The organism is Haloactinopolyspora alba, assembly GCF_003014555.1.
Classification (GTDB): Bacteria; Actinomycetota; Actinomycetes; order Jiangellales; family Jiangellaceae; genus Haloactinopolyspora; species Haloactinopolyspora alba.
In genome coordinates this window covers 44,388-56,977 of record NZ_PYGE01000001.1, presented here as the reverse complement: position 1 = coordinate 56,977, position 12,590 = coordinate 44,388, and the positions used below count along the sequence as shown (strand labels likewise).

The 12,590-nt window shown below is 69.7% G+C and carries 15 protein-coding genes; 4 read left to right on the top strand and 11 right to left on the bottom strand.

All coding sequences use genetic code 11. The features are described from left to right. Window positions 1–101: 101 nt before the first annotated feature. From CLV30_RS26160 to CLV30_RS00250, 3 genes are all read left to right on the top strand, one after another. Entirely contained in the window at window positions 102–272 is a 171-nt protein-coding gene (locus CLV30_RS26160; RefSeq protein ID WP_165358380.1) for a hypothetical protein, read from the top strand. An 84-nt stretch (window positions 273–356) separates the two neighbouring features. Beyond that, window positions 357–1,271, top strand: coding sequence for an NAD-dependent epimerase/dehydratase family protein (locus CLV30_RS00255; RefSeq protein WP_106535193.1), 915 nt, complete (start codon window positions 357–359; stop codon window positions 1,269–1,271). Further along, window positions 1,268–2,191 (top strand): RNA polymerase sigma-70 factor, encoded by a 924-nt coding sequence (locus CLV30_RS00250; protein WP_106535192.1) that lies wholly within the window; start codon window positions 1,268–1,270, stop codon window positions 2,189–2,191. The genes CLV30_RS00255 and CLV30_RS00250 overlap by 4 nt, the downstream gene beginning before the upstream one ends. Window positions 2,192–2,245: 54 nt before the next feature. Here the strand turns inward: CLV30_RS00250 and CLV30_RS00245 are convergent, their stop codons facing one another. The 6 genes from CLV30_RS00245 to CLV30_RS00225 form a co-directional block, all read right to left on the bottom strand. After that, window positions 2,246–3,076 carry a PASTA domain-containing protein gene (locus CLV30_RS00245; protein WP_106535191.1) on the bottom strand — a complete coding sequence of 277 codons (831 nt, stop codon included), beginning with the start codon at window positions 3,074–3,076 and terminating at the stop codon, window positions 2,246–2,248. Continuing rightward, a complete protein-coding gene (locus tag CLV30_RS00240; RefSeq protein ID WP_106535190.1) occupies window positions 3,073–3,573 on the bottom strand; it encodes a SigE family RNA polymerase sigma factor in 501 nt (166 codons plus the stop codon). Before CLV30_RS00240 ends, CLV30_RS00245 begins: the two co-directional genes overlap by 4 nt. Window positions 3,574–3,607: 34 nt before the next feature. After that, complete coding sequence (locus CLV30_RS00235; protein ID WP_106535189.1) at window positions 3,608–3,991, bottom strand: hypothetical protein; 384 nt, start codon at window positions 3,989–3,991, stop codon at window positions 3,608–3,610. Between the two features lie 94 nt (window positions 3,992–4,085). Further along, window positions 4,086–4,322 (bottom strand): hypothetical protein, encoded by a 237-nt coding sequence (locus CLV30_RS27700; RefSeq protein ID WP_205740398.1) that lies wholly within the window; start codon window positions 4,320–4,322, stop codon window positions 4,086–4,088. Between the two features lie 134 nt (window positions 4,323–4,456). Beyond that, the gene (locus CLV30_RS26830) at window positions 4,457–4,672 is read right to left on the bottom strand and encodes a hypothetical protein (protein WP_205740331.1); all 216 of its coding nucleotides are present in this window, start codon (window positions 4,670–4,672) and stop codon (window positions 4,457–4,459) included. Window positions 4,673–5,124: 452 nt separating this feature from the next. Then, a complete protein-coding gene (locus CLV30_RS00225) occupies window positions 5,125–5,664 on the bottom strand; it encodes a dihydrofolate reductase family protein (RefSeq protein ID WP_106535188.1) in 540 nt (179 codons plus the stop codon). Between the two features lie 281 nt (window positions 5,665–5,945). On the opposite strand from CLV30_RS00225, the gene CLV30_RS00220 reads away from it, so the two are divergent. Then, complete coding sequence (locus CLV30_RS00220; protein ID WP_205740330.1) at window positions 5,946–6,770, top strand: DUF5937 family protein; 825 nt, start codon at window positions 5,946–5,948, stop codon at window positions 6,768–6,770. Here the strand turns inward: CLV30_RS00220 and CLV30_RS00215 are convergent. From CLV30_RS00215 to CLV30_RS00195, 5 genes are all read right to left on the bottom strand, one after another. After that, window positions 6,767–8,266: an MFS transporter gene (locus CLV30_RS00215; protein WP_205740329.1), complete on the bottom strand. Its 1,500-nt coding sequence runs from the start codon at window positions 8,264–8,266 to the stop codon at window positions 6,767–6,769. The two genes, CLV30_RS00220 and CLV30_RS00215, sit on opposite strands and share 4 nt — an antisense overlap. A gap of 92 nt (window positions 8,267–8,358) precedes the next feature. Next, on the bottom strand, window positions 8,359–8,808 hold the full coding sequence (locus CLV30_RS00210; RefSeq protein WP_106535186.1) for an RrF2 family transcriptional regulator: 450 nt from the start codon (window positions 8,806–8,808) through the stop codon (window positions 8,359–8,361). A 63-nt stretch (window positions 8,809–8,871) separates the two neighbouring features. Next, complete coding sequence (locus tag CLV30_RS00205; RefSeq protein WP_106535185.1) at window positions 8,872–9,639, bottom strand: hypothetical protein; 768 nt, start codon at window positions 9,637–9,639, stop codon at window positions 8,872–8,874. Beyond that, window positions 9,636–11,939 carry a GMC oxidoreductase gene (locus tag CLV30_RS00200; protein WP_165358379.1) on the bottom strand — a complete coding sequence of 768 codons (2,304 nt, stop codon included), beginning with the start codon at window positions 11,937–11,939 and terminating at the stop codon, window positions 9,636–9,638. Before CLV30_RS00200 ends, CLV30_RS00205 begins: the two co-directional genes overlap by 4 nt. Beyond that, a complete protein-coding gene (locus CLV30_RS00195) occupies window positions 11,936–12,538 on the bottom strand; it encodes a TetR/AcrR family transcriptional regulator (RefSeq protein WP_106535183.1) in 603 nt (200 codons plus the stop codon). The genes CLV30_RS00200 and CLV30_RS00195 overlap by 4 nt, the downstream gene beginning before the upstream one ends. Between the last annotated feature and the right edge of the window lie 52 nt (window positions 12,539–12,590).

The window sequence follows — 12,590 nt, the reverse complement described above, 5'->3', positions numbered from 1 at the left end:
GTGACCCGCATGCGACGGCCTGTCGCATGCGCACCCACAATGGGGGAATGCCGGAACCAGTGGCTCGAGCAGGTCGGCGCGGAAGGCCGGTCGTTCTGCTCGTGGCGGTGCTGTTCGGCTTGACGGCGCTCGCGTTCGGAGCAGTCACGGTCTTCGTGCTCCTGTACGGGGGCGTCCGGCTTTGGATCGCGATGGGAATCGTGGTGGCGTTCGCTGTCGGCATCGGTGTCGTCGTCCTGCGCCTTTCGTCTGACCGTTCGGCATGCCGCTGAGCCCAGCTTCGCCCGCATGTCACACGCTGCCGAGCTGCCTCGTCTCGGTGACGAGAATCGGTGCCGGATGAGGAGCGTGGGGTTATGCGAGTGTTCGTGGCAGGCGGGACCGGGGTCATCGGGCGGCGTCTGGTGCCGCAACTGGTGGCCCGTGGGTACGAGGTCACCGCGACGACGACGAGCTCGGCCAAACTGGGATCGTTGCAGGAGCTGGGCGCCGACGGTGTCGTGATGGACGGCCTCGACGGGGCCGCGGTCGGCGAGGCGGTGGCATCGGCCCGTCCGGACGTCATCGTGCACCAGATGACGGGGCTGTCGGAGGCGCATGCGGGCACGATGAATCCGAGGAAGGCCGACCGTTTCTTCGCCACCACGAACCGGCTGCGTACAGAGGGGATCGACCATCTGCTGGCCGCGGCGGAGGCGACCGGCGTCTCCCACGTTGTGGCGCAGGGCCACGCCAGCATGAACGGCGTCCGCACGGGCAGCTGGGTCAAGACCGAGGAGGACCCGCTGGAGGTGATCGCGGGGACGAAGGCGATCAGCCACCTCGAGGACGTGGTCGTGAAGGCCGGCGGGGTGGTCCTGCGTTACGGCGGGTTCTACGGCGGGGGTGCCCACGACGATCAGGTCAGGTTCGTGCGCAAGCGGATGGTCCCGCTCGTCGGCGGTGGCACCGGATACGTGTCGTGGATCCACGTCGACGACGCGGTGAGCGCTACCGTCCTGGCTGTGGAGCAGAAGGCGACGGGCGTGTTCAACATCGTCGACGACGAGCCGGCGCCGATCAGCGCATGGCTTCCGTACCTCGCGGAGTGCGCCGGGGCGAAACCGCCGCGGCGGATCCCGAAGTGGCTGGCCCGGCTGCTGATCGGCCCGATGATGACGGGGGCGATGACCGAGGGGCGTGCCTTCTCGAACGCGAAAGCGAAGCGCGAGCTCGGCTGGCAGCTGCGCTACCCGTCGTGGCGGCAGGGGTTCAAGGAAGAGCTCGCATGACACGGGACGAGGACTTCGAGGGCCTGCGGCCGCTGCTGTTCGCGATCGCCTACCGGATCCTCGGCAGTGTGGCGGAGGCGGAGGACGCGGTGCAGGAGACCTGGCTGCGTTACGAGTCGTCCCCGTCGCGGCCCGTGTCGACGAAGGCGTTCCTCTCGGCCGTGGTCACGCGGATCTCGATCGACGTGCTGCGCTCGGCGCGTGTCCGGCGCGAGGAGTACGTCGGGCAGTGGCTCCCCGAACCGCTGCTCACCGACAGCTACGACGATCCGGCGCGCTCGGCGGAGCTGGCGGACTCGGTGTCGATGGCGGCGCTGTTGCTGCTTGAGCGGCTCAGCCCGCTCGAGCGGGCCGTGTTCGTGCTGCGGGACGTGTTCGGGTTCGGATTTCCCGAGATCGCCTCGATCGTCGGCAGAACCGAGCCGGCCTGCCGCCAGCTCGGAGCCCGGGCGCGACGCCACATGGACGACGGTCGGCCTCGGTTCGAGGCCGACCGTCAGGAACGCCAGGAATTGGCGGCGCGCTTCTTCGACGCGATCCGCGACGGTGACGTCGCCGGGCTGCGGGACATGCTCGCCGCGGACGTCCAGATGGTCGGCGACGGCGGAGGCAAGGCGCCCGCGCTCGCGAAGGGTGTGATCGGCGCGGACAACGTCGCCCGCGTGCTCGCGGCGAACTTCCCGCTGCTGTCCGTGGTCGAGGTGACCGTGGAGCCACGACAGTTGAACGGCCAGCCCGGCGCGATCCTCCGCGATCGGGACGGAAACGTGGGCAGCGCGATGACGCTCGACGTGCTCGGTGGGCGGGTCCAGGCCATCCGTGCGGTGACCAACCCGGAGAAGCTCGCGCACCTGGGCCCGGTGGCCGACGGGTGGGCGGTCGCGCGCGAGGTGAACGAGGCCCGCCGACACAAGGCCTGACCATTGCGCGGCCCGCTCGGGCGTGTCGACCTCGAACTAGCCGGCACGACAACGCTAGGCGGACACCGTCACGGTGACCGCGTCGCCTGGTTGGAGCATGGTGCCCGGTACCGGCGAAACTTCGAGGACGTAGCCCGGAGCGGAGGCAGTGGTCTGCTCGGTACGGATCTCCGCGGTCAGCCCTGCCGCACTCAACGCCTCGACGTACTCTTCTTTGGTCTTGGCTCGGTACTCGCCCGGTACTCCGACCTGGTCCGGAAAGATCTGGATCCGGTCGAGAATGCGGTCCACGGCGGTTTTCGTGGAGGACTCGGCCCGGAACGCGACGTCCATCGACGGGATGTAGACGGTTCCCGCGCAGATCCTGACACGCTCGTCGAGGTGGCAGGTGGTGGCCTGCCGCTCCGCTGGCACACCACCTATCTGGATGACGTCGTCAACGGTGAATCTCCAGGGCTTGCCGTCGCCCTGGTCCACCGTGACGCTGTCCACACCCTCCGGCCGCGGTTGGTTGCAGTCGAGCGCGGCTCCGATGTCGACGATGACGGTGTCCTCCATAGGCACACCACAACGAAACACGTTCGTGCTCCACGTCTGTGGCACTGCGACGGCCGCGTGTCCCAAGCCGGCGAGCCGCATGCCCGCAGGGGTCGGGTCGGGCTCAGGCGTAGCCACCAGCGGCTGCGGGTTCGACGGTCCGTCGGGGACGGCGAACACCACAGCCCCACCCACGATGGCCGCCGCCGCGGCGCCGACCATGGTGAGTGCAGCACGGCGGCGGCGCACCCTGGTGGCGCCCGTGACGATTCCCGCGATGGGCGCCGGGCCGACGGGCGTCCGGTCTGCGGCCTGCTCGAGCAACTCGGGGAGGTTCTGGTCGGTCATGTCGTTCCTCGCAGTTCAGCCAGGTTCGGGTCGTCGGCGAGGGCCTTCAGCGCCCGGGAGAGCCGGCTCTTCACCGTGCCGGCCGGTACCCCGAGCACCGAAGCCATCTGCTGTTCGCTGAGGTGCGCGTAGTAACGCAGCACCACCACTGTTCGCTGGTCGTTACCGAGCTGATCGAGACTGCGTGTGACCGCATCGGCGAGGTCGACGGCCTGCGTTTCGTCGGCGGACACCGTTTCGGGCAACGAGGCGGTCGGGAGTTCCCCGGTAGAGCGTCGGCGTCGCGACGAGTTGAACGTGTTCAGCAGGATGCGGTGGACGTAAGCGTCGCGGTCGTTTGCCCGTTCCACCTTGCGCCAATGGACGAAACATCGAGTGAGTGCCGTCTGGACCAGGTCTTCGGCCTCCGCCGGGGTGCACCCGAGAAGCACGGCCGAACGCACCAGGCGCGGCCATCGCACCTCGACGTACTCGCTGAACCCCTCAGCGCCACCCATGTGCAGCTCCCGTTCGCGTATCCGCCGTCACCCATCAGACGCGATAGCTGACAAGCGAGGTTCCTCCGACGTGTCGGCGGCACAGCTCGAGGTTCACCCGCACGAGGCCGACGAGTTGTCTCGGTGTGGCGTTCACGCCGACCGCGGCAGTGGTGCGCGCTCGTCGACCGGGTGAGTCCTGGTCGAGCACCCAGGCGTCGACGACCGTCGCGACGTAAGCCCGAGCCGGGCGTTTCCGGTAAGGTCGGCGCGGCAGTCCGGTCGGGACCTTCCCTTTCAGCATGGTGATGGTCGCGAGCGTCAGGTTGATCACCGTCAGCGCGACGGCAAGGGCCGATTTGTCGGCGGCGTCGAGGAAATCCTCCAGCCCGGCCGGACGTATGCCGAGCGGCACGAGGCTGGTGATGGCGATGAACACGGCGTCGACCGAGATCCGTCCCTCAGCGGTCCGGTAGACGTCGCGCAGTCGCAGGACGCGTTCGTCGAATCACTATGGATCCCATTGAGGTTTCTCAGCGAGTTCTGTAGCCGTGTTCGAAGTGGGTGAGCACGAGAGCGGCGCTGGTGATCTTGCCAGTCTTGGTGGGGCTGAGGGTGATGTGCTGCAGGGCGCGCCATCGTCCGAGCGGTAGCGCGAAGCCGCGTTCGCCGAGGCAGCGCAATGAGCGCAGCAGCGCGTTGCGGGTGCGGGTGTCGATGTCGAGCTCGCGCCCGTCGGTGGGCTGGCGGGTCGGGGCGTGGACCCCGATCCCGGTGCCTTCGTAGCCAGGGTCGGCAGCCCGTTGCGGCGGCGGCGTAGAGCGCGCCGAGCACGTGGGTGCGGGCCGCGGTCAGGTCGTGCACCGAGCCCGGCTGCACCTCGGAGATCCACACTGGGAGGCCGTCAGAGCGGGTGAGGGCCTGGATGTTGCCCGGAGAAGTCGCGGGTCTTGCCCGAGTACCACGCGTCGATGGTGGCGCCCTTGCGGCTGGTGGTGGTGCCGGCGACGCGGTCGGTGTCGACGATCTTGCCGTCGAGCCCCACGTGCGAGCAGCCCTGCTGTTGGCCGTGAGCCAGTGTGGCGTGCAGATCCGGGGGCCTGGTCGGCGCGCACGTCAATGGCTCCGTCGAGGTAGCGGTAGGCGGTGGCCTGCGAGATCCCAACCCACGCTCGATCAGCGCGACGTCGCGGCGCTCGCGGAACCATACCAGCGCGAATGTGCCTGCTTGCCACACGACAGCGCCTGGGTGCCGGTCCGGGTCCGCGGGCAATGCGCTCGGAGGCCAGCAGCCCAGCCAGGAAGGTCACCAACTCGCGGGGGGGTGGGGGACGTCGAGCATGGCAGGATAGGCGATCACGTGGAGCCCCCGGGTAGAAGATGATCTGTGGAAAGGACCTCTTCTACCCGGGGGGCTCCACGCCTGGTCACGGACCTACGCGACCTCGGCGTGTCGCGCTGGCGCCAGCGGACTCTCCCCGGGGTACCTCGTCCCGCCCCCGATCTTGCTGAGCAAACCTCACTGAACCTGCGGCGTTCGCGTGTCACAGGCCGTCGGCCGGCCGTTCGCGGTCATACGGGCTGGTACCTCACGTACAGCACGCCGGTGTCGAGGGTTCGTGACTCCGTGACGTGCAACGGAATTCGGCTCCCGTCGGGCTCGAACAGCCGCGTGCCGGTGCCGAGCACCAGCGGGTGGACGAACAGCCCGAGCTCGTCGAGCACACCGGCCTCCAGAAGAGAACGGACCAGTGTCGCGCTGCCGTTGATCAGGATGTTCTTCCCGGGGCCTTGCTTGACCTCGGCGAGCGTCTCGGCCACGCCGCCGCTAATGAGTTCTGAATTCTGCCAGTCGACGTGCTCGAGGCTCGTGGAAGCGACCAGCTTGGGCGTGCTGTTCATCCACTCGGCGTGCGGGTCGTCGGCAGTACTTCGCTGGGGCCAGGAGCCGGCGAACACCTCGTAGGTGCGCCGCCCGAGCAGCAGGGTGTCTGCGTCGGCGGCCTGCTCATCGATGATCTTGCCCATCTCGTCGTTGAACATCGCCCACTGCTCGGGTGCCTCGATCACCCCGTCGAGCGACATGAACATCCACGCAACGATCTTCCTCATCTGCGTCTCCTCCCGGGTGCCATCTGCGGTGTGTCGGCCGCCGTCGGCCGAACGCCCAGAGCCTCACAGCACTCCCGAGAACCAGCAACGATTCGAACAGGGCCTAATCTTCAGTGATGATCCGCCTACATTTCAGCGCCGAGGACCTCGGCCGGATTCGATTCGCGTTCTCACCGGTGTGGGAGGCCGTGACGAGCCTTCGCGCACTTGCCGCGAGTCCACGTACCGGCTTGCATACACCCTGGATACGGCGAGTCTCGCAGCTGCTGGACGAGCCCGACATGCAGCTGTTGACCACGGTGGTGCGGCCCGTCGGTTACATCCCGGACTTCCTGCATCCCACCCTCGGGGACAGGAGTCCCAGCTTCGACGACGGTGCCGCAGAGGTTTCGGCCGCCGACCCGCAGGTGGTCGCAGCCGAGTTGTCCCACCTCGCCGAACACCCGCTCGCCCAGCGCGGCGAGGGCCGCGCACGTCGCGTCCGGATGCTGCGGGAGTTGAGCCGGTCACCCGAGGATGCACTCACCCGGATCGTGACCGAACTCGAACGCTACTGGAATGTAGCCATCCGCCCCTTCTGGCCCCGGATCGAGGCACTGCTGCAAGCGGATCTGAGCTACCGGATGGATCAACTCGCCTCCGGGGGTGTCCAGCAGCTGTTCGCGACGCTGCACCCGTCCCTCACGTTCAATGAGGACACTCTCGAGATCGTCAAGTACTACGACGGGTACGCGGAACTGCGCCGGCGCGGGCTACTGCTGATCCCGTGCGTGTTCGCCTGGCCCGACGTCATCGTGCGCACCGCCGATCCACAGCCGGCGGTGACCTACGCGCCACGCGGTGTCGGACTCCTCTGGGAAGCGGAACCCAGCACCCACAAGTCGCCTCTCGGCGACGTGCTCGGGCGTAGTCGAGCGGCCATCCTCGCCCAGCTCGACCTGCCCATGTCCACAACCCAACTGGCTGCACAGTTCGACCGGAGTGCACCGACCATCAACACCCACCTCAAGTCACTGCAGGCAGTCGGCATCGTGTCCGCACGACGCGACGGTCAGACCGTGCTCTACTCGCGGACCGAACTCGGCGATTCGCTACTGGCCGGCTAGGTCCCCCGCAGCCGCCGGCCTCGGTTGTCGTCGCGCGCCGTGGCGTGCCGGTCATGGTCCAGTCGCGTGCTGATTCGTGAGCGGTGCGTTGCCCGCGCCTTCCGCAGCCGGAGTGCAGCGACCATGGCCAGCAGGACCACCAGGGTCAGCGCGAGGAAGGTGTCGGAGTATGCCGGTGCGACGTTGGTGTAGAGGGGATTGACCGCGTCCTGCCCGCCGGCCTGCCGGGCCGAGAGCACGGCTCCGAACAGGGCCGGTCCCGCACCCGCACCCAGGAACTGCGCGCCCTGGAAGATGCCCACGCCGATGCCGACCTGCTCGGGCGGCAGGACCCGGCTCACGGTGCTGGTGGCGAGCGTGACGACGAAGGCGAAGCCTGCGCCGAGCACGAGGACGGCCAGGCCGGCCAGCACCGTGGAAGCGCCGACGGCGACGGTGGACAGGAGCAGCATCGACAGGGCGATGGCCGTCAGGCCGGCGAGTGTCACCGTGCCCTCGTTGGCACCGCGTGCACCGACGCGTCCGGCCAGGGGTGACAACACCGCCAGGGCCACCCCGCCGGGGATCATGACCAGGCTGCCCTGCCCGGGGGAGAGGCCGTTGACGTCGAGGACGAGGATCGGCACCAGGACCAGCGTCGCCAGGTTCGCGACCATCGCCAGGAAGATCACCACGACCGCGGCGACGTAGCCGCGGTTCGTGAACAGCGACGGCGGCACGAACGGATGCGCGGCGGCGCGGGTACGCCAGATGAACAGCGCTGCGAGCGCCGACCCGGCCAGCATGGCCCCCGACGAGTACACGGAACCGAACCCTGCCGCTTCGGCCCGGGTGACACCGAACAGCAGCAGGCCCGCGCCGAGTCCGAGCAGAAGCCCGCCGAGCAGGTCGAACGGGCGTCGATCGTCGGGCGCGTCGTCGATGATGACGCGGCGGGTTGCCGGGATCAGAGCTGCGGCGGTGAGCGTCATGAGCCAGAACAGCGCCGGCCATCCCAGCAGCTGCCCCAGGACCCCGCCCACCACGGGACCGGCCGCCGTGCCGACGCCCGCGGCGGCTCCGATGAACCCGACGCCGACGGCGGTCTTGTCGCTGGGCAGCAGGCGCGCGGCGGCCACGATCGCGAGTACGGGGATGGCCGCACCACCTGCCCCCATGACGATCCGGCCCAGCACGAGAGTCAGCAGGCTCGGTGCGAGGGCGCAGATCAGGCTGCCGATCGCGAAGACGGTCAGCGCGACCGTGAACAGCTGGCGGAGACTGAAGCGGTCCGCGATGCGGCCGTAGACGGGTATACCGATGGAGCAGACGAGCAGGAATCCGGTCACGACCCAGGCCACCTCGGCCGTCGACGCGGTGAATTGCGTGGCGATGAGCGGAAGGACGAGCGAGACCATGTCGGCGGCGATGGGGATCAACAACATCGCCGGGACGAGCACGAGCAGCAGGCGCCGCATGGGGATGACGGTGCTCACCGGCTCCGGGACCGAGTTCACAGGGACTCCGTTCGTTCGAAAACTGTAACTGTGTTGATTGCAGTTATGGGCGAAAGAATGGGCGGAGGGGACTCCTCCGCCCGTCGGGAGTTTTAGCGGCTGACGGGTTCGCCGCGTTCGCGGTCGCGAATCCGGCGGAGCATGTGGGCGACGCTCGTCTCGGCGAGGCGATCTTCCATCGCGCGCTGCGCGGCCGCGAACTCGACCTCCAGCAGCGACTGCATGTGCCGCCCGATCACACAGCTCTGGCTCGGCGGGTGCGCGTGTGCGGGCAGCACCGGCGCGCCCTTCTCGACGGCGGCGTAGGCGTCGCGCAGCGTGATCTGCTCGGCGGGTTTCGCGAGCTGCCAGCCGCCGCCGCTGCCCTCCACCGCGGAGACCAGGCCCTTGTCGCGTAGTAGACCGAGGACGCGCCGCACCAGGACCGGGTTGCTCTCGAGGCTCTCGGCGATGTCGGTCGACGGCTGCAGGTCGTCCGCTTCCCACTGGGCGAGAAACGTCAAGGCGTGGACCGCCACCGCCGTCCTGCTGCTGACACTCATCGCTCGCCCCTCGCCGCCGTCACAGCCGCCACCATACTAGTTACAGTTTCGCGTCAACGCGAACTACGGGCTCGGCCGTCCGGCGATCAGGTCGCCCGCCGTGGTGACGACCCGCCGGAGCGGGCGGTGGATCCGGTGCTCACGTCGTACGGCGCGCTCGAGCTTGTGTGCCGGCCGCGGGCCAGGCCGGTGGTAGCGCCAGCGGGCCCATGGGGACGTGGGTCTGGCCAGCCGTGCGGCCCCGACGGCGAGTACGGGCCAGGCGAACATGCCGAACAGTCCGGTGGGGACCTTCCCTTTCAGCATGGTGACGGTCGCGAGCGTCAGGTTGACGGCCGTCAGTGCGACGGCGACGATCCATTCGTCGACGGTTCCTCCACCGGCCGCGGCGACGAAGTCGTCCAGGCCGGCCGGGCGCATGCCCAGCAAGACGAGGCCGGTGATGGCGACGGCGATGAACACGGCGTCGACCGAGATCCGTCCCTCAGCGGTCCAGTAGACGTCGCGCAGGCGCAGGATCAGCGCGAACTCGTCCAGCACCGCGGCCGCGCCGAGACCGAACACCGCCGCGGCCGCGGTCCGCCAGCCGACGAGCTCGGCCGGTAGGGCGAGCCCGGTGACGCCGCTGATCAGCATCAGGATGATTCCGAGGACGGCGTGGTGGACGTGCACGTCGCCCACGACGACGTTCCGGGACCACCATCGGACGTTCGCCCGGATCAGCCGCGTCGAGATGCGGGCGATGACGAAGCCGGCGATGACGCTGACGAAGAAGGCGAACAGCGGCAGCCGGCCGGTGGAGACGATCGCCTGCTCGAACCAGCCGGTCATCGTCGGCCTGTCCCGACGGGCAGGACGGCGCGCAGCAGTCCGGCGGCGAAGAACAGGCAGAACCGGGCCACCGTCGCGGCCGAGTCGCCCGTCTCGACGCCGCTGGTGGCCCGGATCGTCGTGGGCAGCCGCAGCACCCCGGCCGGCGAGATGCGTAGCCGGCCGGTCGCTGCGGTGACACCGTGCGGTTCGGCGGTAGAGGTCACGGTGACGTCGAGGGTCGTGGTGTCGCGCCAGGGGTTGCCGCGCCACAGCGCCCGGACCAGCTTGGTGCCGGTCAGGGTCCAGGGTGTGCCGTGCTCGTCGGTGAACGGCACCACGTACTCCATGGTCCGTTCGGAGTCGCCGGCGCGCGACGTGAGCAGGTGCATCGTGCCTTCGCCCACTGTGGCCGGCCCGCCGGTCAGCCCGGCTACGTCCACGGTGCCGGTGAGCCGGACCGGGTGCGCCGGGTCGTCGAGGAACTGTCGCAGGTCCGGGATCCACCCGCGCAGCCGCATGGTGACGTGCCGCCAGCTGCCCGCGCCGGAGCTGCCGGGGAGGCGGACGCTGCCGCGCATGGTCTCGTGGAACCGGATCCCCGGACCCGACAGGTCGCGTGGTCCGTGAGCGACCACGGCCCGGACCGCGCGGTCCTCGGGCACGTCGCGCGGGAGGATGGTCGCGCGCTCGGGCGCCGACCACGCCGGGTCGTCGATGATGGTGCGCACGGCCGTCTCGATGCAGCGCTCGGCGACGGCGGCTATGGTCAGGGACGGGTTGCTGCCGGTGGCGCCAGGCAGTGCGGCGCCGTCCAGAACGAACAGGCCCGGGTGCCCGAACACCTCTCCGTCGGGATCGACCACGCCGGTGGACGGGCCGTCGCTCATCCGGGCCCCGCCGAGGTTGTGCACCGTGACCGGCTGCCGGAACAGCCGCCACGTGGGCGTCCCGAACGTCCGTCCGCCCAGTGCGCGGACGACCGCACCGGACATCGCGCGTTCGGCGGCGTACAGCGGGCTGTTGCGGACCACGTCCCAGGTGACGTGCAGGCGCTTGTTCCGCCCTTTCAGCTCGATCCGCCCGTCCGCGCGGTCGCGGCCCATGGCGAGCAGGACCGCGGTGTCCGGCTGCTCGCCGAGCCGGTCGGCCGTCGCGCGGGAGCCCCCGAACAGCCGCAGGGTCTTGGTGCCGATCGACCGTGCGGCGTGCGCCGGCAACCGGGACGGCCGCAGGCTGTGGATCAACGTCGCCAGGTGTTCGGAGTAGCCGCCGTCCTCGAGCACGAACCACTTCTCCTCGGCGTCGGTCCCCGTACGCATCACCGTGGCGGTGGTGATGGTGGGGCCCGCGGCGGGCACGAACGGTTCGCTCGTCCCGGCGCCGAAGCTGAGGAAGTCGCCGTTGCCGGAGTAGCCGTCGCCGAGCGCCTCCGGCAGGTCAGGCAGTGTGCCGTACTGGTCCCGGCTGCGCAGCAGCAACTCCGTGGAACCCAACGCGCCGGCGCAGAGGAACACGTACCGTGCGGCCACCTCACGATCGACGCCGTCGCGCCCTGCGCCCGGATGCCCGTACTCGCGCAACCGGACCCGGTACCCGCCGTCGGCGCGGCCGATGTGGATCGCCTCGGTGCGCAGGCCCACGGCCGCTCCGTGCCGCTCGGCGAGAGCGAGGTAGTTGTGGTCGAGAGAGTTCTTGGCGCCGACGTTGCAGCCGATGCCGCACTCACCGCAGAACACGCAGCCGCGCTGTGGGACGCCGAACCGGTTCAGCTGTCCGGGGCCGTGGTCGTCGAACGTGAGGGCGAGGTTCGGGTGGAAGAACCCGTCCGCCGCACCGAGGCGGTCGGTGGCCGCGGCCATGAACCGCGACTTCGGCGGCGGCTCGCCGGTCCGTGGGTCGGGCGGCACAGGCCGCACGTCGAGCATGTGCGAGGCCAGGTCGAAGTACGGGTCGAGGGCGGCGCGGGTGTACGAGTCCGGCCACGCGTCGTCGAACACCTCGTCCGGCGGTCGTGCCGCCACGTTGGCGTACACCAGCGAGCCGCCGCCGTAGCCGGCCGCGCGGACGGCGAGGATGTCGTTCAGGGGCATGGCGTCGTACAGGCCCTGGCCGCGTTGCCACAGCCAGCCGTCGTCGATGCGTGACAGGTTCCGCGGGAACTCGCCGGGCCGCCACCGGCGACCCCGCTCGGCGATCGCCACGTCCACGCCGGCCTGCGCCAGCCGGCACGCGGCGACCGCGCCGCCGAACCCGCTGCCGATGACCAACGCCTCGTACCGGTCGCGGTCCAGGAACTGCCCTTCCGGTCGCGTGCTCATGGTGCACCGGGTCCCGTGCTCTGATCTCCCTCGTAGTGACGGAGCCCGTCGGTCAGTGTCCTGGCCCATGGGGCGTCGACCCCGACGGCGTCGATGGCCACCACCAGATGGCACAGCGTGCCCTTGGCGAAGAAGTCCTGCACGGCGCCCTCCGCGGCACCGGAGACGGCTCGCGCGTGCTCGACCAGCCCCGCGTATCCGTCGCGCACGGCCTCCAGGATGACGGGCTGCGACGCGGCCGCGCACTGCGCGTGCATCTGCAGCAGCAACAGGTCGCGGTCGGCGATCAGCCGGGCGTACGCGTCGCCCATGGCGTCCAGCACGGCCTCCGGTGAGCGGTCTCGAGCGGCGTCCGCGGCCACGCCCAGGGTGTCGCGGACGAGTGCGAAGCAGTGCTGCACGACCGCGACGAACAGTGCCTCCTTGTCCGGGAACAGCCGGTACACGTACGCCTGGGAGATCCCGGCGAGCTCGGCGACGTCGGTGGTGGTGGTGCCGAAGTAGCCGCGCCGGCCGAAGGCGCTGACGGCTGTGTCCAACACCGTCCTCCTCCGTGCGTCCGCGGTGGAGAGCTGCCGTGTGTGCGCCGCTGTCGACATGTGAGTAATAAACCACTCACACTTCTGGTCTGGCAAGTGTTGGCCAGACAGG